This is a genomic window from Pseudodesulfovibrio sp. lm2024 (assembly GCF_051175575.1).
Taxonomy (GTDB): Bacteria; Desulfobacterota; Desulfovibrionia; order Desulfovibrionales; family Desulfovibrionaceae; genus Pseudodesulfovibrio; species Pseudodesulfovibrio caledoniensis.
The window spans coordinates 679,226-704,550 of the sequence record NZ_CP195092.1; the positions used below are offsets into that span (position 1 = coordinate 679,226).

Consider the following 25,325-nt stretch of genomic DNA (forward strand, 5'->3'; position numbering starts at 1 on the left):
CTTTCGTACCTCCATCCGGCCTTGCGGCACAGCGCGAAAGGAGACGGCTGCAATGTGTGGCGATCCGTCGCGACGGCGCGATTCACCTTGTCGATCGTGCGTCCGGGAGGCGCAAGAAACTCCCTTTTCGGCCCGGATTGGCACAATCCCCGGCCGGAGCTCCGGCCGCGAGTATAAAATTATACAATTCATACCATCGATGGGCCGCGAAGACAAACTGTCCGGAGGATTTCACCCGCCCGGAAAACGGCCCGGCACGGGGCTCCGGAGGGGGAGGGCGGCGCGGGGTCACGAGGTGCGGAATTCGTCAATTCCGCACCTCGTGGCGTGGTCTGTCCGGGGGGCGATTACTCGAAAATGTTGCGGGTGGGCCGGAAGTGGACTATCAGGGGGGCGACGAAATGCGGATTGCAGGAAATCCGGGCCGATATGCGCAAGGAGGGGTTCCGGCGCCGGATGGCCGAGGGGGATTTCCGGTCCGGAACGCCTTGAAGGGAGAGAATCATGAAACGTATTGTGATGTTGGTCTGCGCGCTCGCGCTCTGTGCCTCCACCGCCTTTGCCGGTACGCCGGTCAAGGTGGCCCACGCCACCTGGGTCGGTTACGGCCCGCTGTATATCGCCAAGGAACTCGGCTACTTCGAAAAGGAAGGGCTGGACGTGGACCTGGTCATCATCGAGGATGAGGCCCAGTACGCAGCGGCCATGGCCTCGGGCAACATCGACGGCCTGGGCAACGTGCTCGACCGCGAGGTCATCCACTTCGCCAAGGGCACCCCGGAAGTCGTGGTCTTCGGCATGGACGAGTCGTCCGGCGGCGACGGCGTGGTCGCTTCGGGCGAGATCAGGACCGTGGCCGACCTCAAGGGCAAGACCGTCGGGCTGGACAAGTCCTCCACCTCCTATTTCTTCTTCCTGTCCATCCTGAAAAAGTACGGCGTGGACGAGAAGGACATCAACATCACCGAGATGGGCGCTTCCGACGCGGGCGCGGCCTTCGTGGCCGGCAGCATCGACGCCGCCGTGACCTGGGAGCCCTGGCTGACCAACGCGGGCCAGCGCGAGGGCGGCCACGTGCTCGTCTCCTCCAAGGACATGCCCAAGACCATCGTGGACGTGTTCGTGCTCAACGCCGACTACGTCAAGGCGCACCCCGAGGTGCCCGCCAAGATGACCAAGTGCTGGAACGAGGCCATCGCCTGGTACGAAAAGAACCCGGACAAGGGCAACGAGATCATGGCCAAGGCCATGGGACTGGAGACGCAGGAAATGGCCGACATGGCCTCGGGCGTGACCTTCATCGGCAAGGACGCCAACAAGGCGTTCTTCGACAAGTCCCGGGCCAACAGCGTGTACGAGGTCGCCGAACGGGCCATCTCCTTCTGGAAGTCCAAGGGCATCATTACCAAGGACGTGTCCGTGGACACGCTGATCAGCTCCGACTACGTCAACGCCGAGTAGCATGAAACAAGGTAATCCGACCGTGCGGAAAGGGGCGTGGCTTGCGGCCGCGTCCCTGTCCGCCGTCTTCGGCTTCTGGGCGGTCCTGGCCTACACCGGCTCGGTCAAGCCCCTGTTCCTGCCGCCGCCGCACAAGGTCTTCCTTTCCTTCGGGGAGATGTACGCGGAAGGTGTCCTCTTCTCCTACACCTGGGACAGCGTCTACCGCGTCATGGTCGGCTGGTCCCTGGCGGCCGTGATCGGCGTGCCGCTGGGCCTGGTCATCGCCACCTCCAAACGGGCCTCGCACATGGTCGCCCCGGTCATGGAGTTCGCCCGCTACCTGCCGGTGGTCGCCCTGGTCCCGCTGACCCTGCTCTATTTCGGCATCGGCGACGCCCAGAAATTCGCCATCATCTTCCTGGGCACCTTTTTCCAGCTGGTCCTGATGGTCGCGGACAGTGTGGCCAACGTGCCCGGAGACCTGAGCCGGGCCGCCGCCACCCTGGGCGCGAACCGCATGCAGACCTACCGGCTGGTCCTGTTCCCCGGCGCGCTGCCGGGCATCATGGACGACCTGCGCATCACCGTGGGCTGGGCCTGGACCTACCTGGTGGTGGCCGAACTGGTGGCCGCCAACTCGGGGCTCGGCTACATGATCCTGCGCGCCCAGCGGTTTTTGGCCATCGACCGCATCTTCGCCGGGCTGATCATCATCGGCCTGCTCGGACTTTTGACCGACTACCTGTTCAAGCTGCTGGCGCGCATCATAACTCCCTGGAGCGAAAAGAGATGACCATGCTCTCCATCGACAATCTGGGCAAGGTCTTCGACTCCAACAAGGGGGAGGTGACCGCGCTCGAGGACATCAACCTGACCGTGGATCGAGGCGAGCTGGCGGTCATCGTCGGCCCGTCCGGCTGCGGCAAGTCCACCCTGCTGAACATCGTGGCCGGGCTGGAGCACGCCTCGTCCGGCGCGGCCGTGCTCGAAGGTGCCCCCATCACCGGGCCCGGCGCGGATCGTGGCATGGTCTTCCAGTCCTACACGCTCTTTCCCTGGCTGACCGTGCGCAAGAACGTGGAGTTCGGCCTGCGCCTCAAGGGCGTGCCCGCCGCCGAGCGCGCCGAGATCGCCCGCAAGTACATCAATCTGGTGGGCTTGGCCGAGTTCGAGAACGCCCTGCCCAAGGAGCTCTCGGGCGGCATGAAGCAGCGCGTGGCCATCGCCCGCGTGCTGGCCAACAAGCCGGTCATGCTGCTCATGGACGAGCCCTTCGGGGCCCTGGACGCCCAGACCCGGCTGCTGCTCCAGGAGCTGCTCCTGGACGTCTGGCGCAAGGAATCGAGCACCATCCTGTTCATCACCCACGACATCGACGAGGCCATCCTGCTGGCCGACAACGTCTACATCATGTCCAGGCGGCCCGGCCGGATCAAGGCCAAGGTCCCGGTGGACATCGCCCGCCCGCGCGACCACAAGGCCTCGCTGACCCCGGAGTTCTCCGAGGTCAAGTCGCGGATCATGGATTTGCTCTGGGAAGAGATCTCGGCGGGCTAGGCCGGACGGCGTTTCAGAACGGTCCAGGAATCGGGTCGCGTCAGCGGCCGAGGAAGGGCGCCGACCGGAGAGGGTGGCGTCCTTTTCCTTTCCTCTCCCTCGAATGGTCATGAGTCGGACCAGCAGCTGAGAAGGGCATGCGCTGGATTCGAAGAAAGCAATCCGATTGACCGGAGTTCTCCTGCCGAGGTATTCTTTCAAGAATATGTCTTAACCCAAGGAGTCCTTCCATGCGCGCGTTCATACGCTACGTCTTGCTCGCTCTGCTGTTTTGTTCCGCTACACCCGCCTTTGCCGGGGGAATCACCAATCAGGATGTGGTGAACGCGGAAAAGGAATGGGGCGAGGCCATTGTGGCCATCGGTAAGGCCTACCAGGAGGGGAAGGACTACGAATCGGTGGCTGCCGAGGCCATTGAACGGCTCTATGCCTACGGACTCCAAGAGGTCCTCTTCAAACCCACCAAAGCGGCCGATCAGCAGTTTCGGCCCGATAAGGAGAGTGCGCTTTCCTATTTTGTGGGAGGCGTGGTGTCCGAGGACAACGGCTTTGCCCTGCACCCGTGGTCAAAAGTCCGGTTTGGGGATCAGGTGATTGTTGTCCATGACTGCGATGCCCTTGCCCAGGGAAATTACTACTTCACCGATTCCAAAACGGAGCAGGAAACCGAGGTGGAGTTCACCTTCGGGTACATCCGGGATGACCAGGGGAGGCTGCGCATCTTCCTGCACCACTCTTCCTTGCCGTACGAACCCAAGCACTGAGTTTTTTTCGTCCGGGCGGGGCGCGGCAGCGATTTTTCAAGAAACGCGTCCCCTCTCTCTAAAGATTTCGTCTTTCTCGACGATAGAAATCGTTGATAGCAGGCCTTTCGTTTAAGCCTTGGAGAGCGCCCCATGCCCAGCATATCCTTGATGTTCCCGAGCATGTCCCGCCAGGCGGGAGCGAGCGGGAATCCGCTTCGCCCCGAGGGGGCACCCGCCTTCGATGTCCGGCATGGACGGAACGAGCCGACCCGGCTGTTTGACGGCGACGTCGTCACCCTGTCGGACCCGGCTCGGGATTCGAGCCGGGGCTCGCGGCCTGCGCTCACCGATTCGAGGCCCTTTTACGAGTCTACCGCCACCTGGGAGACCGTGACCTCCCTGCACACGGCCTCGGGCAGGACGTTGGAAATCGAGGCTCTTGATGCGGGGCATTACCGCATGAACGTTCTCGACTCCCAAGGCGAAAAGGAGAAGACCGTGGACCTGGACGGGAACTACCTCGTGCGCGAGGACGAGGCCGGGAACCTTGTCGTGGAGAACTATTTCCGAGGCGACGAAACCGACGGGGACGACATCATCATCGCCACCTCGGACGAGGCTGTTTCGGGCGGGGACGGCGACGATCAAATCGTCGCTCTTGGCTTTGGCCGGAGTTCTTCCGAGAACAGCGTCATGATTGACAGCGGCGACGGGAACGACTCGGTGTTCCTGTATGGCCGCGGAAACCAACCCCTGGGTGTCGATACCGGCGACGGCGACGACCGTGTAACCGTGGCGGGATTCACGCGCGTGGCACTCGATACCGGAAGGGGCGACGACACCGTCACCGGCGAGCAGATCAGCGGCACCATCAACACCGGCGCGGGGGATGATGTCGTGGAAGCCTTGACCGAGATCGTCGCCGACATCGACACCGGAGACGGCGACGATTCCCTCCGGGCCAGGGACTTCATCGGCGGGAACATAGACACCGGGGACGGCGACGATTCGCTCCGGAGCGGGCACGCTATCGGCGGGGGCATAGACACCGGCGACGGCGACGACTCGCTCTGGGCCGTGTACTCCGTCGGCGGGAACATCGTGACGGGCGCGGGGGAGGACGAACTGAAATCCGGTTACGAAATCGTCGGCAACATCTCCACCGGAACCGGCCGGGACCGGCTCGATTCAGCCCACGATATCGACGGCAACGTCGATACCGGCGACGGCGACGACGTCCTTGGCGCCGGATATGAGATCATCGGAAATATCGCCACTGGTACTGGCAATGATTTTCTGGATGCCGGGAACGAGATCGGAGGCCATGTAGAGACCGGGGACGGCGATGATTTCCTTGGTGCCGGGTACAAGATCGGAGGCCATGTAGAGACCGGTGACGGCGGCGATGTCCTGGAGGCCGGGCATACGATCGAAGGCGATATCGACACGGGCGACGGCAACGATTTTCTGGACGCCGGGTATGACCTCAGCGCGCACGTCGACACCGGGGAGGGTTGGGACGTGGTTCGAGCTGGGTACTCGGTCTCGGGCAGTGTGTACACTGGCGAGGGGGCCAACGTGGTCAGGAGCGGGTACAAGATCGACGGCGAGATCGTCTCGGAGGGCGGTAAGGTTGCGGTGGCCGTGGGCGGGGTCTCCGCTCAAAATGACGATTTCCGCCCCTTGTCCACGCCGAGCCCGCAGCGATACGCGGACGCCTTTGACGGGCATAGCACGACCAACTATCGCCACCGTCGTTTCGACATCCACATCTGAACCCTGTACGGCTCCCCATGCAGACTCCCCCTTTGACTACGGTCAAAGGGGTTTTTTGTTCTTGTGAGGCGCAGAAAAAGGCCGCGTCCCGTCTCCGGGGCGCGGCCTTGATTTCTTTGCCTGTGGCGCTCTATGCGCTCTCGTCCGGGTCCTTGGAACCGTCCGTGGCGGCAGCCTGGGCGCTGTCCAGGTGCTGGGGCGGCTTGTACTTGAAGACCTTGCGCAGCCCCACGTAGAGCAGCGGGATGAAGAACACGCCGAGCACGGTGGCCGAGATCATGCCGCCCATGACGCCGATGCCCACGGAGTTCTGCGCGCCCGAGCCCGCGCCCGAGGCGATGGCCAGGGGGAGGACGCCGAGGATGAAGGCGAACGAGGTCATCAGGATGGGCCGCAGGCGCAGCTTGGCCGCCTTGAGGGTGGCCTTGATGACGCCCAGTCCGGCGGCCTGTTCGGCCACGGCGAATTCCACGATGAGGATGGCGTTCTTGGCGGTCAGGCCGATGGTCGTCAGCAGGCCGACCTTGAAGTAGACGTCGTTGCTTTGCCCGAAGGAGCTGGCCGCCAGCAGGGCGCCGAAGATGCCGATGGGCACGGCCATGATGACCGCGAACGGGATGGACCAGCTCTCGTACAGGGCGGCCAGGCAGAGGAAGACCACCAGCACCGAGATGGCGTAGAGCGGCGCGGCCTGGTTGCCGGAGAGCTCTTCCTGGGCGGACAGGCCGGTCCAGGACATGGCGTAGCCGGGCGGGAGCTGGGAGACCAGCCTCCTGACCTCGGCCATGGCGTCGCCCGAACTGACCCCCGCGGCGGCCTGGCCCTGGATCTCCAGGGCGGAGGCGCCGTTGTAGCGCTCCAGGCGCGGGGAGTCGTAGGTCCAGCGGCCGGAGGCGAACGAGGCGAACGGCACCATGCCGCCCTTGTCGTTGCGCACGAACCAGCGGTTCACGTCCTCGGGCTGCATGCGGAAGTCCTGGTCGCCCTGGAGGTAGACCGGCTTGACGCGGCCCCGGTCGATGAAGTCGTTGACGTAGTCGCTGCCCCAGGCTGTGGACAGGGTGGTGTTGATGTCCGAGAAGGAGAGTCCGAGGGCGCTGGCCTTTTCCTGGTCGATGTCGATGTGGTACTGGGGCTCGTCCTCCTGGCCGTTGGGCCGGGTGTTGGCCAGCAGCGGGCTCTGGGCGGCCATGCCCAGGAACTGGTTGCGCACCTCCATGAGCTTCTGGTGCCCGGCGCCGTTGATGTCGCGCAGGTAGAAGTCGAAGCCGTTGGAGTTGCCCATGCCGTGGATGGCGGGCGGGGCCAGGGTGAAGATCCGCGCCTCGCGGTTCTTCATGAAAGCCCCCATGGCCCGTCCGGCAACGGCCTGGGCCGACAGTGCCGGGTCATGGCGCTCTTCGAAGGGCTTGAGCCGGATGAAGCCGATGCCCACATTCTGGCCTGCGCCGCTGAAGCTGAAGCCGGCCACGGTGAGGACGCCTTCCACGGCGTCCTTCTCGTTGTTCAGGAAGTGGTCGCTGACCTCTTTCAGGACCCGCTTGGTGCGTTCCTGGGTCGCGCCCGTGGGCAGCTGGACCATGGAGATCAGGATGCCCTGGTCCTCCATGGGCAGAAAGGAGCTGGGCAGACGGTAGAACATCCAGCCCATGATGCCGGTGATGAGCAGGAAGACCAGCAGGAACCGGCCGGTGCGGCGCAGTATCCAGGCCGTGCCGTCGTGGTAGGCGTTGGTCCCGAGGTCGAAGACCCGGTTGAACCAGCCGAAGAAGCGGAACTTGGGCTCGCCGTGGGAGGGCTTGAGCATGGCCGCGCACAGGGCCGGGGTCAGGATCAGGGCGACCGCCACGGACAGGAGCATGGCCGAGACGATGGTCACCGAGAACTGGCGGTAGATGACGCCCACCGAGCCGCCGAAGAAGGCCATGGGCACGAAGACCGCGGACAGGACCGTGGCGATGCCCACCAGGGCCCCGGATATCTCCTTCATGGACTTGCTCGTGGCCTCGCGCGCGCCCAGCCCTTCGGTGGCCATGACGCGCTCCACGTTCTCGACCACGACGATGGCGTCGTCAACGAGCAGGCCGATGGCCAGGACCATGGCGAACATGGTCAGCGTGTTGATCGAGTACCCCATTACCGAAAGCACGGCGAAGGTGCCGAGCAGAACGACGGGCACGGCGATGGTCGGGATGAACGTGGCCCGGATGTTCTGCAGGAACAGGAACATGACGATGAAGACCAGGATGATGGCCTCGATCAGCGTCTCGATGACGTCCTCGATGGACAGCTTGACGAAGGGCGTGGTGTCGTAGGGATAGACGACTTCCACCCCGGTCGGGAAGGTCGGCTTGAGCTCGTTGATGGTCTTCACGACCGCATCGGCGGTCTGGATGGCGTTGGCCCCGGTGGCCAGCTGGATGGCCAGACCCGCAGTGGGGTGGTTGTTGTAGGTCGTGCTGGTGGTGTAGCTCTCGGCGTCGAGCTCGACCCGGGCCACGTCGCGGATGCGCACCACCGAACCGTCGGGGGAACTCTTGATGATGATGTCCCTGAACTGCTCGGGGGTCTGGAGCCGCGAGCGCGCGGTGATGGTTGCGTTGAGCTGCTGCCCCCGGATTGCGGGCAGGCCGCCGAGCTGTCCGGCGGAGATCTGGGTGTTCTGGGCCTCGATGGCCCGGGCCACGTCGCTGGGCATGAGCGAGTATTCGGTCAACTCGTCCGGGTTGAGCCAGATGCGCATGGCGTAGGACGAGGAGAACAGCTGGGTGTCGCCCACGCCCTCCACGCGCTTGAGGGTGTCGTTCAGGGAGCTGTCCACGAAGTCGGCAAGGTCCGTGGAGGTCATGGTGTCGTCGGTGGAGACGAAACCGAGGACCATCAGGAAGCTGGCCGACGACTTGGTCACGCTCAGCCCGTTGCTTTGAACCACGTCGGGCAGCTGGGAGGTGACCTGTTGCAGCTTGTTCTGGACCTGCATCTGGGCCACGTCCGGGTTGGCCGCGTTGGTGAAGGTCAGGGAGATCTCCGTTTCGCCAGTGGAGGTCGACGTGGAGGTCATGTAGTCCAGGAAGTCGATGCCGGTCATGCCCTGCTCGATGACCTTGGTCACCGAGTTTTCCACGGTCTTGGCGTCCGCGCCGGGATAGTTGCAGGTGATGCGGACCGTGGTCGGGGCGATGTCGGGGTACTGGGAGATGGACAGCGTCCGCAGGGCCAGCAGGCCGCCCAGCATGATGACGATGGCGATAACCCATGCGAAGATGGGCCGCCGGATAAAAAACTCGGACATGTGAGGCCTAGCTTTCCTTGGCTTCGGTGGCGGGGGCTTCGGTGGCGGAGGATGCGGCGGCCGAAACGGGCTTGATCTCGCCGGTGGCGTCGTCCACGGCCATCTCCTTGACGGTCACGACCTGGCCCGGGCGGACGGACTGGGAACCCTGGATGATCAGGCGGTCGCCGTCCTTGAGGCCGGAGCCGACCAGCCAGGAGTTGCCGTGGCTGCCGCGCACCTTGAGAAGGCGTTGCTGGACCTTGTTGTCCTTGTCAACGAACAGGGCCGAGGCTTCGCCCTTGGGGGTCCGGCCGACCGCCAACTGGGGCAACAGGAATCCGTTCTGGAACACGCCGTCCTCAATGATGGCCCGGACGTACATGCCGGGCAGGAGGAGGCGGTCCGGGTTGGGGAACTCGGCGCGCAGGGTGTAGGTGCCGGTGGACTCGTCCACCTTGGCCCCGGAGAACTCCACGGTCCCCTCATAGGGATAGATGGTCCCGTTCTCGAGCTTGAGCTTGACCTTCATGGTCTTGCCCTCGACGGTGATCGCGCCCGAGGCGATGGCCTGGCGAAGGTTGAGCATGGTGGTGCTCGACTGGGTCAGGTCCACGTTGATGGGATCGAGCTGCCGGATGGTCGTCAGCGGCGCGCTCTGGTTGGCGGTGACCAGCGCGCCGGGGGTCAGGTCGGACATCTCCACGCGGCCGCTGATGGGCGCCCTGATATCGGTGTAGTCCAGGCTGATCTTGGCGCTTTCCAGGGCGGCCTTGGCCGAGGCGATGGCCGCCAGGTCGGATTCGTACACGGACTTGGCGTCCTGGTAGTCCTGCTCGGAGATGGCCCCCTGGTCGATCAGCTCGGCGTAGCGCTTGGCCTTGCTTTCGGAGCTGGGCAGAGAGGCCTGGGCCTTTTTGAGGGCGGCCAGGGCGTTGCTGTATTCGGCCCTGTAGGTCGAGGGCGCGACGCGGTAGAGCACTTCGCCGGCCTGGACCTCACTGCCTTCGCGGAACAGACGCTCGCGCAGAATGCCGTCCACCTGGGGGCGGACTTCAGCCACCAGCGAGGCGCTGGTCCGGCCCGGAAGTTCGGTGGTCAGCGGCACGGACTGCGGGTGCAGGACCTCGACGCCGACCTCCACCGGAGCCCGGGTGGCCGAGGCCTTGGGGGTTTTGTCTTCGCAGCCGGCCAGCCCTCCGAGGACCAGCAGGCTGAGCAGGAGCAACGGGACGCAGGCTACACGGCCCGTCGCGAAACGGGAATATATGGACAGGATCTGCAATGCGGATTCCTCCTTGACGCTTGAAAGCGACATCATTTACGGTACTCGCCAGTACAATTATGGTCGGATGGCCCGGCTGTCAATCGAATAAATTGTGAAAAATTGTTAAATGGAGGTGGCGACATGGGGCCCCATGCCAAGCCCCGGCGCGGTCGGCCCAAGGCCATGTCCGACGCCAAGCGCCGCGCGCAGATCGTCCAATCGGCCGAAAAGCTCTTTGTCCGCAAGGGGTACGCCGGGACCTGCACCCATGAGATCGCGGCCGCGTGCAAGATATCCAAGCAGACCCTGTACCGGCTCTTCCCCTGCAAACTCGATCTGTTCGTCGCCGTGGTCGAGGCCCATCGCCTGAAGATGATCGACTTCGGCGACGGGTATGATGCCCTGCCCCTGGATCAGGCCCTGGCCCGCATGTTCATGATAGACATGGATCAGGAAAGCTACGAGATCCGCGCGGGCTTTATGCGCACGGCCAACATGGAGTCCCTGCAGCATCCGCAACTGCACGAAATCCTGCGGTACCATGGCGGACAGAAGGCGCTCGAGGGGCTGGTGGACTGGCTGGACCGACAGTGTCGCAAGGGCAGGCTGGTCATCGCCAACACGAGTCTTGCGGCACGCATGCTTGTGGATTCGTTTATCGGTTCCGTCTTTCTCGACGCCTTGGGCGGGTTCACCTGGATCGACCGGGAGGAGCGCATCGCCCACTTCAGGCAGTGTATCGACATCTTCCTCCACGGGGCCCTGCCCCCGGACGGCCGCTGCGCCTCCCCCGCCTGATTCCCGATTTCCTCTACCAGCGGTAGGCGCTCGCCCTCTTCCCGATGATGTTCAGCCGGTAATGTTCGGCGCTGGCCCTGCCCGTCGCGCCGCAGCAGACGTGCAGGGGCAGCAGGTGCTCCTCCCTGGGGTGGCAGTAGCGCGCGTGGGGCGCGGTTTCCCAGCCGAGGAGCCGTTTCTTCCTTTCCTCGTGGTCCAGCGAAGGGGACGAGCAGGTCTCGATCAGCCATTGCTCGAAGGCCTCGTTCCAGCTCCGCGTCTTGTCCGTGTCCCGCGTGAAAAAGGCGCGCATGTTGTGGAAGGAAAACCCGGACCCGACGATCAGCAGGTTTTCGCGTTCCAGTCCGGCCAGCGCCTCGCCCATGGCCACGTGCGCCGCCGGGTCGAGCCCCTTTATCAGGGAGAGCTGCACGCACGGGATGTCCGCCTCGGGGTACATGATCGTCAGCGGGATGAACACGCCGTGGTCCAGGCCGCGTTCCGCGTCCGCGCGGGTGGCGAACCCCTTGTCCTCGAGCGCGTCGCGCACGGCGTTGGCCAGGTTCGGCGCGCCGGGGGCGGGGTAGCGCAGCTCGTAGGACTCGGGCGGGAACCCGTAGTAGTCGTAATACAGTTCCGGTCGGACCGCCGAGGTCACGTTGGGCACGGGCTCCTCCCAATGGGCGCTGATCACGAGTATGGCCGAGGGCCGGGGAATCTCCCGGGTCAGCAGCCTGAGGTTGTCGACCATCTCCGTATGGCCCGCGTCGCCCAGCACGGGCAGGGGGCCCGCGCCGTGGGAGACGTACAGCACGGTGTGTTCCGGTTTGTTCATATCCACCCCTTGCATCCTGTCGGTGTCGCCCGGCTCAGGCCGGGGATGGTTGGGCCGCCTGGTCGGCCAGCTCGCGGGCCAGCTTGATCAGCGTTTCGCCCTCTTCCAGCCCGTCCAGGAACCGGGCCGGGATGCCGGACAACCCCACCTGGGCCCCGACCAGCGCGCCGGTCAGGATGGTCCGGGCCTGGTTCTGGCCGCCGCCGTTCAGGGAGTTGAGCACGGCGGACTCGAAATCGTCGTGGAACCGGGCGGCCAGGTAATAGGCCGCCGGGAGCATGTGGTAGATGGCGCAGGGCATGCCGTAGACCAGGGAGACCTTCCAGGCGGGCTCGATGCGGATGTCCGGGTCGGCGGCGGCCATGGCCATGTAGCCGGGAGAGAGCAGGGCGTCTGGCGAGGCGAAGCGGCCCACGCGCGGCGGGTCCGGGTCGCCGGGGCGCGGGGCCTTGAATCCGTCGCGGGTCACCGCGTGGAACGGCAGCACGCCGTCCTTGACCAGTTGCATGAGCTTGCCCGGCAGGTCGGGGTCGAGCCGGTTCCCTTGCACAAGCATGGCCAGGACCGCGCCATAGGCCACGGTCATGGACACGACCACGTCATCGGCCTGGGTCAGGACCGCGTTTTTGCTCACGGCCGAGGCCAACCGGCCCGGGTCCAGTGCGTAGCGCACCGCGATGGCCAGGGTCCGCTCGATGGCCTCGGTGGTGTCGGCGTGCCCGCCGGTCTGGCCCCAGGGCAGCCCCTTTTCCACGCGCCGCCGCCACGCCTCGCGGATGGACTGGCTGGTGTATCCGCCCGGCCCGTTCGCCGGTTCGCCGTTGAGCTGGGGGAACAGCTCCACGTCCATGCGGCGGCAGAAATCCTCCTCCGCGTACCGTCCGCGCTCCACCAGGGAGCGGACCGTCAGCTTGAGGATGAACCCGGCCTGGGAGAGCTGGCCCGCCCTCATGCCCTCATGGTAGCGGCCTGGTTTGGGATCGGTGTAGCCGTCTATCCAGTCCCCGTAGTCGCGGCGCATCTCGTCCAGATCATAATACCAATGCGGCCCCAGCCCGAGGGCGTCGCCGATGAACGCGCCCATGACCGCCCCGGCGGCACGGTCGCGAAAAGCTTCTGCGGACATGCTCTTCTCCCAGGTCAAAGGTTGCGTCACGCCCGGACATATCCGGGACTTTATGGTCATGTTACGGCCCTGGAGGCTTTTGCGAAAGCTCTTTTTCCGCGCAAAGGAGGGCTTACGCATAAAAACGGTCCGTTTTTCGGTCTCGCTGGAGTTGGAAAACAGGATCTGCGCGCTCCCCGAAAACGTCCTTGCGTCCGCCCGTGATTGCACCCCCGCCTCGAACCCGGCCGGAGAAAATATTTGCGGCCCGATTTTTTGGCGGGGACCGCAAAAAAGGGCGATTTTTTGATTGACCGATCAATTAAAAGTTGCACTTTTTTGAAAAAAGTAATTAAAACGTATAGTTGAACGTCAATATTTTTCTTCACATTTTAAATCGGTGTGGTAGAGGTGAGTCGTAGCCGGTTGGAGACCGGCCTTGAGAAGCCAATAAATTTAAAAAGAGGATATTATCATGAAGCGTTTCACCTTTGCCCTGATGTTCGTGTTTACCGTTTTTCTGACCGCCGCCTTTGCCGCCGCCCCGACCTTTGCGGGCGCGTTCCAGTCCCATGACACCAAGGCCCACACCGTGGCCGAGGCCAAGGCCTCCAGCGTGGACACCGGCGTGGCCCTGCACGGCCGCATCGTCAAGGTCATCAACGACAACAGCGTGCTGTTCTCCGACAACACCGGCGAACTGCTCGTGCACATGGCCGACGCCAACAAGACCGCCGTCACCAACGCCGACGTGGACGTCAACGGCAAGATCGTCAGCGACCTCCTGTACACCGAAGTCCAGGCCGACTCCGTGACCATGCACAACTAGACCCGGACGATAGACGATTACAAAAAAAGGGACGCCCCGAGGGGCGTCCCTTTTTTTTGCCTCCGGCGGCTGGGGGAAGGGGAAGGAAAACCCTTTGAAAAGGGCTTTTCCTTCCCCTTCCCCCAGACCCCCCATTCCCATCCTTTCCGAAACTTTTTGTGCCGCTTCGCGGGAGCCGTGCGTTGGCATGAGTCGTTCAATATTTGATCCAATTGTCTCATTCGTCCAGGCGTCAGCGAAGAGGGTGGGCTTGTCTCGACCCACCGCACGCGCGGATGCGCATACAAAAAGTTTCGGAGGGTGAGAGGGGGTTGGGGGGTCCAGGGGGGAAGGGGGAGGCGTCCTCAAAAAAAGGCCTCCCGTCGGGGACGGGAGGCCGGGTAGCGCGGGGTGTGATTCCTCAGGAGTATATTTTGTAAGTTGCGGTCACAAAACTCCCCCCGCGTTACTTTCGGTTTAGCGGCCGTCGTCGCACGGTTCGCCCGCGCCCGGGCTTTCGGCGGAGATGCCGGTGGCGCACGCGGCCGGGTCTTCGGCTTCGGGTCCCACGGGCTCGGCCTCGGCCATGCGGCTGAGGATGGCGTAGCGGGTGTCGTAGTCCTGTTCGATCTTGTCGCGGTATGCCTTGGACAGGTCCGGGTGGAACCGTTCGAGCATGGCGTAGCGATTTTCGCCGGACAGGAACTCCTGGAGCGTGCCGTCCGGGGCCTTGGAATCGAGCTGGAACGGGTTCTTGTTCTGGTCGGCCAGCTGCGGATCGAAGCGGTAGAGCGGCCAGTAGCCGGAATCCACGGCCAGTTTCTGTTCGAGCTGGGTCTTGCCCATGCCCTTCTTGATGCCCTGGTTGATGCACGGTGCGTAGCAGATGATCAGGGACGGTCCGTTGTAGGCCTCGGCCTCGCGGAACGCCTTGAGCAGCTGCTGTTTGTCCGCGCCCATGGAGACCGAGGCCACGTAGACGTAGCCGTAGGTCATGGCCATGCGGCCGAGGTCCTTCTTGCCGGTGCCCTTGCCCGCGGCCGCGAACTTGGCGATGGACCCGAGCGGCGTGGCCTTGGACGACTGGCCGCCGGTGTTGGAATAGACCTCGGTGTCCAGGACCAGGATGTTGATGTCCTCGCCCGAGGCCAGCACGTGGTCCACGCCGCCGTAGCCGATGTCGTAGGCCCACCCGTCGCCGCCGAAGATCCACACGGACTTCTTGGTGAACAGGTCGGCGTCGGCCGCGATGGCCAGCAGCGCCGGATCGAGGGCGCCGTCCAGGGCGGCTTTGAGGGCCGCGCCGGTGGCGGCGGATTCCTCGGGATCGTCCTTGGCGGCCAGCCAGTTCTCCAGGGCGGTCTTGACCTCGCCCGTGGCCCCGCACAGGGCGTTTTCACAGTTGGCGATGAGGATTTCCCGGCGGTTGTTGAGGCCCATCTCGATGCCGTAGCCGAACTCGGCCGCGTCCTCGAACAGGGAGTTGCCCCACGCCGGGCCGAAGCCGTCGCGGTTGACGCAGTAAGGAGTGGAGGGAGCCGAAGCGCCCCAGATGGACGAGCAGCCCGTGGCGTTGGCGATGATCATGCGCTCACCGAAGAGCTGGGTCAGCACCTTGACGTACGGGGTCTCGCCGCAACCGGCGCACGCCCCGGAGAACTCCATGAGCGGCTGGCGGAACTGGGACCCCTTGACCGTGTCGCGCTTGAAGGCGTCCTGGTAGGCCACGGTCTCGGAGAAGTCGAAGTTGGGCACCTGGGCCGGGGTCTGGGAGGCTATGGGCTGCATGATCAGCGCCTTTTCCTTGGCCGGGCAGATGTCGGCGCAGTTGCCGCAGCCCAGGCAGTCCAGGGTGTTGACCTGCATGCGGTAGCGCATGCCCTTGACGTCCTTGCCCTTGGCCTCGAGGGTGGCGAAGGCGGCGGGCGCTTTGGCCGCGTCCGCTTCGCTGATCAGCACCGGGCGCAGGGCGGCGTGCGGACAGACGAACGCGCACTGGTTGCACTGGATGCAGTTGTCCGCGATCCACTGGGGCACGTTGATGGCCACGCCGCGCTTCTCGTATTTCGAGGTGGCGGCGGGCATGGTCCCGTCCTTGGAAAAGGCGGACACCGGCAGGGTGTCGCCCTTCTGGGCCAACATGGGGCGCATGACGTTCTTGACGTAGTCGGGCTCGTCGGCCTCGGGCGCGGGGTCGTCCGCGAGGCTCGCCCAGGCTGCCGGGACGTCCACCTTGACCAATGCGTCGGCGGCCTTGTCCACGGCGGCGCAGTTCATTTCCACGATCTTCGGGCCCTTCTTGCCGTAGGCGGCCTCGATGCCGCCCTTGAGCAGGCTGACCGCCTGGTCGAACGGGATGACGTCGGCCAGCTTGAAGAAGGCGGTCTGCATGACCATGTTGATGCGCCCGCCCAGGCCGACCTCACCCGCGATCCTGACCGCGTCCACGGTGTAGAAGTTGAGTTTTTTCTCGGCGATGGTCCTTCGCATGGCGGCGGGCAGCCGTTTTTCGATCTCGTCGCCGGTCCAGGCGCAGTTGAGCACGAAGGTGCCGCCGTCCTTGATCCCCTCTAGCACGTCGTAGAGGTTGACGTAGCTCGGGTTGTGGCAGGCCACGTAGTCGGCGGCGGTGACCAGGTAGGTGGACTGGATGGGCTCGTTGCCGAAGCGCAGGTGGGAGATGGTGATGCCGCCGGACTTTTTGGAGTCGTAGGCGAAGTACCCTTGGGCGTACATGTCGGTGTTGTCGCCGATGATCTTGATGGCCTGCTTGTTCGCGCCCACCGTGCCGTCCGAACCGAGACCCCAGAACTTGCACTGCACGGTGCCCTTGGGGGTTGTGTCCAGGGTCCCGGTCAGGACGAGGGAGGAGTTCGTCACATCGTCGTCGATGCCCACGGTGAAGCGGGTCTTGGGGGATTCGGCGGCCAGGTTGTCGAACACGGCCTTGGCCATGGCCGGGGTGAATTCCTTTGAGCCCAGGCCGTAGCGTCCGCCGACCACGGCCGGGCCGTGGCCCTGCTCGAAGAGCACGGCGCAGACGTCCTGGTACAGGGGGTCGCCCATGGCGCCGGGCTCCTTGGTCCGGTCGAGGACCGCGAGCTTTTTGCAGGAGGCGGGCAGCACGGACAGGAAATGGGCGGCGGAGAAGGGCCGGTACAGGCGGACCTTGATCAGGCCGACCTTTTCGCCCTGTTTGAGCAGATGATTGATCACCTCTTCGATGGTTTCGCAGGAAGAGCCCATGGACACGACGACCCGCTCGGCGTCGGGCGCGCCCACGTAGTCGAACGGCTTGTACGCGCGTCCGGTCAGGGCCGAGACCTTGGCCATGTACTCCTCCACGATGGCCGGGATGGCCTCGTAGTTGGGGTTGGCCGCCTCGCGTCCCTGGAAGTAGATGTCCGGGTTCTGGGCCGTGCCCCGGATGTCCGGGTGCTCGGGGTTCATGGCGCGCTTGCGGAACTCGGCCACCTTGCCCTGGTTGAGCAGGGGCAGCATGTCCGCGTAGTCGATGGTCTCGATCTTCTGGATTTCGTGGGAGGTCCTGAAGCCGTCGAAGAAGGAGACGAAGGGCACGGATGATTCCACCGTGGCCAGGTGGGCGACCAGGGCGAGGTCCATGACCTCCTGGACCGAGGCCGAGGCGAGCATGGCGAAGCCGGTCTGGCGGCAGGCCATGACGTCCTGGTGGTCGCCGAAGATGGACAGGGCGTGCCCGGCCAGGGCGCGCGCCGAGACGTGGAACACGCAGGGCATGAGCTCGCCCGCGATCTTGTACATGTTCGGGATCATCAGCAGCAGCCCCTGGGACGCGGTGAAGGTCGTGGTCAACGCGCCGCCGGCCAGGGACCCGTGGACCGCGCCCGCCGCGCCCGCCTCGGACTGCATCTGGCGGATCTTCAGGGGATGGCCGAAGACGTTCTTCTTGCCCTGCGCGGCCCATTCGTCGGCGATCTCTCCCATGGTGGAGGACGGGGTGATGGGATAGATGGCGGCGGTCTCGCTCATGGCGTAGGCCACCCAGGCGGCGGCGGTGTTGCCGTCCATGGTTTTCATTTTGGACATGTCGTGCTCCGTATTCTTTTTTATGACTGTTGTCTGTTCAGGTATATCACTGCTCGACCAGTGCCTTGGTGGCGTGGGCGATTTCCAGTTCCTCGTTGGTCGGGACCACCAGCACGGCCACCGGGCTGTCGTCGGTGCTGATGCGCCGTACGCCCGGTTCGCGCGTCTCGTTGCGCTCGGGCGAAATCTTGATGCCGAGCCCTTCCAGCCCCGCGCAGGCCTCGGCCCGGACAAAGGCGTCGTTCTCGCCGATGCCCGCGGTGAAGACCACGGCGTCGGCCCGGCCGAGCACGGCCAGGTACGCGCCGATGCGCTCCTTGACCCGGTAGGCGAACATCTCGAAGGCGAGCTGGGCCGCCTCGTTTCCCTTTTCCCGGGCCGCGTGCACGTCGCGCATGTCGTTCAGCCCGCAGATGCCGAGCAGGCCGCTCTGCTTGTTCAACAGGGTATCCACTTCGGTCACACTCATCTTTTTGTGCCGGGCGATGAACGGGAACAGGGCCGGGTCCACGTCGCCTGAGCGGGTGCCCATCATCAGTCCGGCCAGGGGGGTCAGCCCCATGGTGGTGTCCGCGCATTGGCCGTTCTTGACCGCCGCCATGGAACAGCCGTTGCCCAGGTGGGCGGTGATCAGGTCGATCTCGTCCACGGGCTTGCCGAGGAACTTGGCGGCTTCGCGGGTGACGTACTTGTGCGAGGTCCCGTGGAAGCCGTACTTGCGGATTTTGAGCTCCTCGTAGAGGTCCGTGGGCACCGGGTAGAGGTACGCCTTGGGCGGCATGGTCTGGTGGAATTCGGTGTCGAACACGGTCACGTTGGGCGTGCCGGGAAAGAGTTCCAGGGCGGCTTCGATGCCCACCAGGTTGGCGGCGTGCAGCGGGGCCAGCGGGACGTTCGCCCGGATGGTCTCGACCACGTCCGCGTCCACCAGGACCGGGGCCGAGAAGGACTCGCCGCCCTGGACCACACGGTGCCCCACGGCGTCGATGTCGGTCAGGGAGCCGATGACGCCCCATTCCTCGCCGATGAGCTTTTCGACCATCAGCCCCATGGCCGCCTTGTGGTTCAGGATGCGCCTGTGCTCCACGGATTTGGCGTCGGGCCACTTGTCCGGGTTGGATTTCTGGGTGATGGAGCCCATGTCCTCGCCGATGCGCTCGATCAGGCCAGAGGCCATGACCCGATCGCCGTCCATGTCGATGAGCTGGTATTTGAGCGAGGAGCTGCCGGAGTTGATGACCAGGATATGCATGCTAGACGTTCCTTTGGGCCTGGGCCTGGATGGCGGTGATGGCCACGGTGTTGACGATGTCGCGTACGCGGCAGCCGCGCGACAGGTCGTTGACCGGCTTGTTCAGCCCCTGGAGGACCGGGCCGATGGCCGTGGAGCCGGGCACGGCCCGCTGCACCGCCTTGTAGGTGTTGTTGCCGGTGTTCAGGTCCGGGAAGACAAAGACCGTGGCCTTGCCCGCCACCTCGGAGCCGGGCAGTTTGGTCCTGGCCACCTCCGGGTCCACGGCCGCGTCGTATTGCAGCGGCCCCTCGATGGGCAGGTCGAGCCCGCGCTCCGCGGCCAGCTTCCTGGCGATGGCCGTGGCCTCGGCCACCTTGTCCACCTCCGCGCCCGTGCCGGACCCGCCCGTGGAATAGGAGAGCATGGCCACGTACGGGTCGATGCCGAAGATGCGCGCGGTCTGGGCCGAGCTCAAAGCGATCTCGGCCAGTTGTCCGGCGTCGGGCTTCGGGTTGACCGCGCAATCGCCGAAGCAGACCACGCGGTCGCCCATGCACATGAGGAACACGGACGAGACGATGGAGGCGTCCGGCCGGGTCTTGATGAATTCGAAGGCGGGCCGGATGGTTTGTGCCGTGGTGGTCACCGAGCCGGAGACCATGCCGTCCGCGTGCCCCGCGTGGACCATCATGGTCCCGAAATAGGTGGGGTCCACGATGCGGTCCCGGGCGTCCTCCATGCGGATGCCCTTGTGGCTCCGGGCTTCGAAATAGCGCCTGGCGTAGTCCTCGAGCAGGGCGGATTGCGCCGGGTCGACCACGTCCGCGCCGTTGAGCTGCACACCGAGGTTGGCGGCCTGGGCCCGGACGGCCTCGGGGTCGCCGAGCAGGGTGATGTCGGCCACGTTGCGCCGCTGCAGGATCTCCGTTGCCCGGAGGATGCGCTCGCTCGACCCTTCGGGCAGGACGATGCGCATGCGCTGGGCGCGGGCCTTTTCGATCAGGTTGTACTCGAACATGATCGGCGTGATCTTGGTGGACTGGGTGGCCACCAGCCGGTCGCGCAGCTGTTCGATGTCCACCCGGGACTCGAACAGGCCGATGGCCGCCGCGATCTTGGCCGGGTGCTCGGGGTCGATGGTCCCGTGCAGGGCCTGGAGGGTCTGGGTGGCCTTGAAGGTGTGGTCCTCCACGCTCAGGATGGGCAGGGGGATGCCGGTCCACCCCTCGATGAGCCGGTGCATGGTCATGGACGGTTGGATGCCGCCGGTCAGGACCATGCCCGCGATGTTGCCGTAGGCGGCGGACTGGCGCGAGGAGATGGCCGCCAGGATGATGTCCATGCGGTCGCCCGGGGTGATGATCAACGCCCCGTCCTCGATGTATTCCAGGAAATGGGTGATGTGCATGGCCGCGGTCAGGAAGCTGTCCACCTGGGTGTCCAGGCTGCCGTGGCCGTACAGGACCTTGGCGTCCAGCCACTTGATCACGTCGTGGATGGTCGGGTTGCCCAGCCGCTTGTCGTCCGGGATGGCGTAGGTCAGCAGCGGGTGCGAAGTGCTGGTCCGGGCCTCGATGTCCTTCAGGGTCTCGGGGGAGAAGTCCTGGCGGGCGCGGTTGACGATCAGCCCCATGACCTCCAGGCCGCGCTCCTCGAAGATGCCCACCGTGCGCTGGGCCGAGGAGCAGACCTCGTCGTCGGACCGGTCCATGCCGTTGACCACGAGCAGGACCGGACAGCCCAGGTTGGAGACGATGGAGGCGTTGATCTCGAACTCCAGGGTGGCGCTGCCGCCGATGTAGTCCGTGCCCTCGCACAAAACGAAGTCGTACTCCTTTTCCAGCTCCTTGAACTTGTTCAGGGTGCTCTCCAGCAGCAACTCCTTGTTGCCGCTGTTGATCAGCCTGCGGGCCTCGCTCAGGGTGTAGCCGTAGGCCCGTTCGTACTCCTGGTCGAGCTTGAAGTGGCGAAGCATGAGGTCGATGTCGTGGTCCTTGCGGCCGTCCACCGGGTCGTTGATGACCGGGCGGAACACGGCCACGCGCTGGAGGCTTGCGCGCAGCAGGTGCATGACCCCGAGGACGATGGCGGACTTGCCGCTGCGCGCCTCGGTGGCGGCTATGTAGAGGCTCTTGGACATATCGGTCTCCTTGGACCGGCCGGTGGAGAACCGGGAGAAGGCGGTTGTCGGAGCGCCTCCTCCCGGCCGGATGCCGTGGGTGACGTCGGGGCTGTTGACGACGGCATCCGCTATGCTCCGTAGGGCATGGGGTATGGCAATGGGTTAACGGTCCGGGGAGGTCTCCCTCTCCTCGGCCAGGAACGGCTCGTCGCGGTCGTAGCAGACCAGCCCGCAGCGCAGGCAGCGGTCGGCCTCGGCCAGGGCCTGTTCCTCGTTGAGCGGGCCCTCCACCTCGTTGAAGGTGCAGTTGCGCTCGTCGCCGTGGCACAAATGGGGCAGGACCGCCCGCTTCTTGCGCTCCACGGAATCGATTTCCTTGAACAACGTATAGGGGATCATGCCTTTTTGCGTGGTCTCCGGGATGGGCACGGCTTCTTGGGTCAGGTGGTAGTGGATGGACCGGGCGGCCTTGCGGCCGTCGCCGATGGCCGAGATGACCAGGTCCGGGCCGGTGTACACGTCGCCTGCGGTGAACACACCGGGGATGGCGGTCTCGAAGGTGTCGGGGTCGGCCACGATGGTCTGCCACTTGGTGGTCTCCAGCGGGCAGGTCCCTTCCGGGCTGTCGTCGTACAGGCAGGCGAGGTCCGGCTTCTGGCCGATGGCCGGGATGATCAGGGTGGCCTCCATGCGCTGCTCGGACCCCTCCTTCTTGACCGGGCGGCGGCGTCCGGACTCGTCCGGCTCGCCCAGCTCCATCTCGTAATATTCCAGGTGCGTGGCCCGGCCGTTCTCGTCGCCGATGACGCGCGCGGGCGCGGCCAGGAACTTGAACCGGACGCCCTCGTCCTCGGCCCCGACGATCTCTTCCACGTCGGCGGGCATCTCGTTGCGCGTGCGCCGGTACATGAGCGTCACTTCCGCGCCCAGCCGGACGCAGGTCCGGGCCGCGTCGATGGCAGTGTTGCCGCCGCCGACCACGATGACCTTGTCGCCGGTCTCGGGCTTCTGGCCCAGGGCGTGGGCGGTCAGGAACTCAATGCCGCCCATGACGCCGTCCAGGTCCTCGCCCTCGGCGTACATGCCCGACGCCTGCCACGCGCCGATGCCGATGAAGACCGCGTCGAAGCCGTCGGCCTTGAGGGATTCCAGGGTGAAGTCGCGGCCAAACTTGGTGTTCATCTTCGCCTCGACGCCGAGGTCCAAGATTCCCTGGATCTCCCAGTCGAGGTCCGCCTTGGGCAGCCGGTACTCCGGGATGCCGTAGCGGGTCTGGCCGCCGAGCGCGGGCATGGCGTCGAAGATGGTCGGGCTGTGCCCGAGGCGGCGCAGGAAATAGGCGCAGGACAACCCGGCCGGGCCGCCGCCGATGACGGCCACGCGCTTGCCGGTGTCCTTGGCGCAGTGCACGGGCAGGTGTTCGCCCGAGCGCAGCTCGCGGTCGGCCACGAACCTCTTTAACATGTTGATGCCCACGGTCTCGTCCACGTACTGGCGGCGGCAGACCGTCTCGCACGGGCGGGGGCAGACCCGGCCGCAGGTGACCAGCAGCGGGTTGCGCTCCTTGATGGTCATGACTGCGCCGTCGTAGTCGCCCGCCTTGATCTGCTCGATGTAGCGCGGGATGTTGATTTGGGCCGGGCACTTCTGGCGGCACGGGGCCAGGCAGTCGGTGGTCTGGTTGAGGTGCAGCAGCCGCGCGGACATGCCGGACACGCCGATGACCCCGCGCGGGCAGGCGTCCACGCAGTTGCCGCACGCCTTGCACTGGTTCGGGTCGATGACCGGCAGTCCTTCCGGGCCCATGTGGATGGCGTCGAACGGGCAGGCGCGCACGCAGGATCCCAGCCCCAGGCACCCTTCGGGGCAGGATTTGGACCCGCCGTAGAGCAGGTGGGCGGCCCGGCAGTCCAGCGCGCCCTCGTAGTGGAACAGGTCGGCGGCCCGCAGCCCGCCGGTGCAGTCGCGCACGGCCAGTTCGGGCTCGCGCTCGATGACCTCCTGGCCCATGAGGGCCGCGATGGTCGCGATGGCCTCACCGTCGGCCACGATGCAGACCGAGGCCGGGGCCTTGCCCGCCACGATGGCGGCCGCCGCGCCCGAGCAGCCGGGGAAGCCGCAGCCGCCGCAGTTGGCGCCGGGCAGGTTGTCCTCGATGAGCGCGATGCGCGGGTCCTCCTTGACGAAGAGGAGCTTCGAGGCGATGCCCAGGATGGCCGCGGCCAGCAGGCCGATGCCGAACAGAGTCAGTCCCGATGTGAGTATCATGATGTCGTCCCGTTCCCGTTTTAATCCGTTAAATCATGCCCTTGAAGGCGAAGAAGGCGAGCGACATGAGCCCGGCCATGATCAGCCCGATGGGCGTGCCGCGCATGGCGATGGGCAGCCTCCGCACGGCCAGCTTTTCGCGGATGCCCGCCAAAAGGACCAGGGCGAGCATGAAGCCCAGCCCCGAGGCGAAGGAGAACATGACCGTCTTGGCAAAGCCGAACTCCTCGCGCTGGCAGATGAGCGCGATGCCCATGACCGCGCAGTTGGTGGTGATCAGCGGCAGGAAGATGCCCAGCGACTTGTACAGGGGCGGGATGACCTTCTTGAGGAACATCTCCACGAACTGGACCAGGGCCGCGATGACCAGGATGAAGGCCAGGGTCTGGAGGAAGTCCAGGCCGAAGGGCGCGAGCACGTACTCCTGGACCAGCCAGGTGATGGCCGCGGCCATGACGGCCACGAAGACCACGGCCCCGCCCATGCCGATGGCCACGCCCGTGTCCTTGGACGTGCCGATGAACGGGCAGTTGCCCAGGTACTGGGCCAGGACGATGTTGTTGACGAACATCGCCCCGATGAAGAGAAGGAAGTATTCCTGCATGATCGTTTCCTCGAATGGGAGGCTGTTGAAAAACGGCGATCTGCGTCGTTGCTTCAAAAAGTTCAAACCCTCACGTACAGGAAGTACGCTTCGGCCTTGAACTTTTTTCGCGCCTAGCATCTCACCATTTTTGAACAGCCTCCAATTTTGATTTTTTCAATACTCGTCAACAGTTCTTGTGGCCGCAGCCGCCGCACGCGCCGCAGTCGTGGGTCGGGCCCTGGACCGCGGCCAGCCCCTTGCGTTTGCGCCGGACGTTTTCGACAAAGGTCATGATGCACAGCAGCACGCCCAGGGAGACGAACGCGCCCGGGGCCTGGACCATGATGCCGATGGGCTCAAATCCGTCCCAGGCCACGTTGACCCCGAAGATCATGCCCGTGCCGAGCAGCTCGCGCAGGGCCCCGAGAAAGGTCAGGGACAGGGTGAAGCCGATGCCCATGCCCAGCCCGTCGGCCATGGACAGGAGGACCGGGTTCTTGGAGGCGAACGCCTCGGCCCGCCCCAGGATGATGCAGTTGACCACGATGAGCGGCACGAAGATGCCCAGCTGCTGGTAGAGTGGATAGGCGAACGCCTGCATGAGCAGCTCCACGGCCACCACCAGCGAGGCGGAGATGGCGATGAAGCAGGCGATGCGCACCTTGGCCGGGATGGCCTTCCTGAGCAGGGAGATCATCATGTTGGACAGGGTCAGGACAAAGACCACGGCCGCGCCCATGCCCAGCCCGTTGTTGGCGGTGTTGGTCACGGCCAGGGTCGGGCAGAGCCCCAGGACCAGCTTGAACGGGGGCAGATCGGTCCACAGCCCCTTGGAGAATTCCTTCCACAATCTGTTCATGTTCGACTCCGGTTGACGGCGGGCCTAGGACCAGCCGCCGGCGAGTTTGTCTTTCAGGGCGTTGAATATGGCCACGGCCCGCTGCACCGCGATGACCGTGCCGGTGGACGAGATGGTCGCCCCGGCCACGGCCTCGATGTCGCCGCCGTCCTTCTTCAGTTCCACGGACTCGAGCGCGTGCCCCCTGAACTGGGTGGTGTAGCCGTGTTCGGCCACGCGCGCGCCCACGCCCGGGGTCTCCTTCAGGGTGGTGATGCCGATGCCGGTCAGGTGCATGGCCTGGACGTCGAAGCCGACCATGACGCCGATGTCGCCGCCGTAGCCCTTGCCCGAGGTCTCGAAGGCCACGCCGGTGAGCTTTCCGCCCTTGAGGGCCGGGAACACGGTCACGGTCCGGCCGTCCACGTCGAATTTCCTGCGGTCCTTGATCGGGTTGTTGTCGTAGTCGCCTAAGACCGACTCGATGGCCGGGGCCTGGACGTAGGTCAGTACCTGCTCCTCGATGATCGGGGCGGTGACCTGTTTGAGCGCGGCCAGGGTGACGCCCGCGATGCCGCAGATGAGCGACAGGACGATCATCATTTTCATCATTTCCTTCATGGC

At 65.0% G+C, this 25,325-nt stretch carries 18 protein-coding genes; 7 read left to right on the forward strand and 11 right to left on the reverse strand.

The window, feature by feature from the left end; translation table 11 throughout:
• Nucleotides 1-504 precede the first annotated feature (504 nt).
• From ACR42D_RS03090 to ACR42D_RS03110, 5 genes are all read left to right on the forward strand, one after another.
• Entirely contained in the window at nucleotides 505-1,461 is a 957-nt protein-coding gene (locus ACR42D_RS03090) for an ABC transporter substrate-binding protein (RefSeq protein WP_484565399.1), read from the forward strand.
• Between the two features lies 1 nt (nucleotide 1,462).
• Complete coding sequence (locus ACR42D_RS03095; RefSeq protein WP_484565400.1) at nucleotides 1,463-2,236, forward strand: ABC transporter permease; 774 nt, start codon at nucleotides 1,463-1,465, stop codon at nucleotides 2,234-2,236.
• Nucleotides 2,233-3,000 (forward strand): ABC transporter ATP-binding protein, encoded by a 768-nt coding sequence (locus ACR42D_RS03100; protein WP_484565401.1) that lies wholly within the window; start codon nucleotides 2,233-2,235, stop codon nucleotides 2,998-3,000. The genes ACR42D_RS03095 and ACR42D_RS03100 overlap by 4 nt, the downstream gene beginning before the upstream one ends.
• A gap of 230 nt (nucleotides 3,001-3,230) precedes the next feature.
• Complete coding sequence (locus ACR42D_RS03105; RefSeq protein ID WP_484565402.1) at nucleotides 3,231-3,764, forward strand: hypothetical protein; 534 nt, start codon at nucleotides 3,231-3,233, stop codon at nucleotides 3,762-3,764.
• 132 nt (nucleotides 3,765-3,896) lie between these two features.
• Nucleotides 3,897-5,522: an autotransporter outer membrane beta-barrel domain-containing protein gene (locus ACR42D_RS03110; RefSeq protein WP_484565403.1), complete on the forward strand. Its 1,626-nt coding sequence runs from the start codon at nucleotides 3,897-3,899 to the stop codon at nucleotides 5,520-5,522.
• 130 nt (nucleotides 5,523-5,652) lie between these two features.
• Here ACR42D_RS03110 and ACR42D_RS03115 read toward each other — a convergent pair whose 3' ends face one another.
• On the reverse strand, nucleotides 5,653-8,814 hold the full coding sequence (locus tag ACR42D_RS03115; RefSeq protein ID WP_484565404.1) for an efflux RND transporter permease subunit: 3,162 nt from the start codon (nucleotides 8,812-8,814) through the stop codon (nucleotides 5,653-5,655).
• A 7-nt stretch (nucleotides 8,815-8,821) separates the two neighbouring features.
• Nucleotides 8,822-10,114 carry an efflux RND transporter periplasmic adaptor subunit gene (locus ACR42D_RS03120; protein ID WP_484565405.1) on the reverse strand — a complete coding sequence of 431 codons (1,293 nt, stop codon included), beginning with the start codon at nucleotides 10,112-10,114 and terminating at the stop codon, nucleotides 8,822-8,824.
• Nucleotides 10,115-10,201: 87 nt separating this feature from the next.
• On the opposite strand from ACR42D_RS03120, the gene ACR42D_RS03125 reads away from it, so the two are divergent.
• Nucleotides 10,202-10,858 carry a TetR/AcrR family transcriptional regulator gene (locus ACR42D_RS03125; RefSeq protein ID WP_484565406.1) on the forward strand — a complete coding sequence of 219 codons (657 nt, stop codon included), beginning with the start codon at nucleotides 10,202-10,204 and terminating at the stop codon, nucleotides 10,856-10,858.
• A gap of 13 nt (nucleotides 10,859-10,871) precedes the next feature.
• On the opposite strand, the gene ACR42D_RS03130 is transcribed toward ACR42D_RS03125, so the two are convergent.
• Together ACR42D_RS03130 and ACR42D_RS03135 are read right to left on the reverse strand one after the other, a co-directional pair.
• Nucleotides 10,872-11,672, reverse strand: coding sequence for a DODA-type extradiol aromatic ring-opening family dioxygenase (locus tag ACR42D_RS03130; protein ID WP_484565407.1), 801 nt, complete (start codon nucleotides 11,670-11,672; stop codon nucleotides 10,872-10,874).
• Between the two features lie 34 nt (nucleotides 11,673-11,706).
• Complete coding sequence (locus ACR42D_RS03135) at nucleotides 11,707-12,798, reverse strand: ADP-ribosylglycohydrolase family protein (RefSeq protein ID WP_484565408.1); 1,092 nt, start codon at nucleotides 12,796-12,798, stop codon at nucleotides 11,707-11,709.
• Between the two features lie 454 nt (nucleotides 12,799-13,252).
• Here ACR42D_RS03135 and ACR42D_RS03140 point away from each other — a divergent pair, with 454 nt between their 5' ends.
• On the forward strand, nucleotides 13,253-13,606 hold the full coding sequence (locus ACR42D_RS03140) for a NirD/YgiW/YdeI family stress tolerance protein (protein WP_484565409.1): 354 nt from the start codon (nucleotides 13,253-13,255) through the stop codon (nucleotides 13,604-13,606).
• A gap of 456 nt (nucleotides 13,607-14,062) precedes the next feature.
• Here ACR42D_RS03140 and nifJ read toward each other — a convergent pair whose 3' ends face one another.
• The 7 genes from nifJ to rnfG form a co-directional block, all read right to left on the reverse strand.
• Nucleotides 14,063-17,653 (reverse strand): pyruvate:ferredoxin (flavodoxin) oxidoreductase, encoded by a 3,591-nt coding sequence (gene nifJ / locus ACR42D_RS03145; RefSeq protein ID WP_484565410.1) that lies wholly within the window; start codon nucleotides 17,651-17,653, stop codon nucleotides 14,063-14,065.
• A gap of 46 nt (nucleotides 17,654-17,699) precedes the next feature.
• Nucleotides 17,700-18,905: an acetate kinase gene (locus tag ACR42D_RS03150; RefSeq protein ID WP_484565411.1), complete on the reverse strand. Its 1,206-nt coding sequence runs from the start codon at nucleotides 18,903-18,905 to the stop codon at nucleotides 17,700-17,702.
• 1 nt (nucleotide 18,906) lies between these two features.
• Entirely contained in the window at nucleotides 18,907-21,027 is a 2,121-nt protein-coding gene (pta, locus tag ACR42D_RS03155; RefSeq protein ID WP_484565412.1) for a phosphate acetyltransferase, read from the reverse strand.
• 144 nt (nucleotides 21,028-21,171) lie between these two features.
• Entirely contained in the window at nucleotides 21,172-23,277 is a 2,106-nt protein-coding gene (locus tag ACR42D_RS03160) for an FAD-dependent oxidoreductase (protein ID WP_484565413.1), read from the reverse strand.
• 28 nt (nucleotides 23,278-23,305) lie between these two features.
• Complete coding sequence (locus ACR42D_RS03165; protein WP_484565414.1) at nucleotides 23,306-23,881, reverse strand: electron transport complex protein RnfA; 576 nt, start codon at nucleotides 23,879-23,881, stop codon at nucleotides 23,306-23,308.
• Nucleotides 23,882-24,047: 166 nt separating this feature from the next.
• On the reverse strand, nucleotides 24,048-24,722 hold the full coding sequence (rsxE, locus tag ACR42D_RS03170; RefSeq protein ID WP_484565415.1) for an electron transport complex subunit RsxE: 675 nt from the start codon (nucleotides 24,720-24,722) through the stop codon (nucleotides 24,048-24,050).
• 24 nt (nucleotides 24,723-24,746) lie between these two features.
• Nucleotides 24,747-25,322: an RnfABCDGE type electron transport complex subunit G gene (rnfG, locus tag ACR42D_RS03175; RefSeq protein WP_484565416.1), complete on the reverse strand. Its 576-nt coding sequence runs from the start codon at nucleotides 25,320-25,322 to the stop codon at nucleotides 24,747-24,749.
• Nucleotides 25,323-25,325 lie beyond the last annotated feature (3 nt).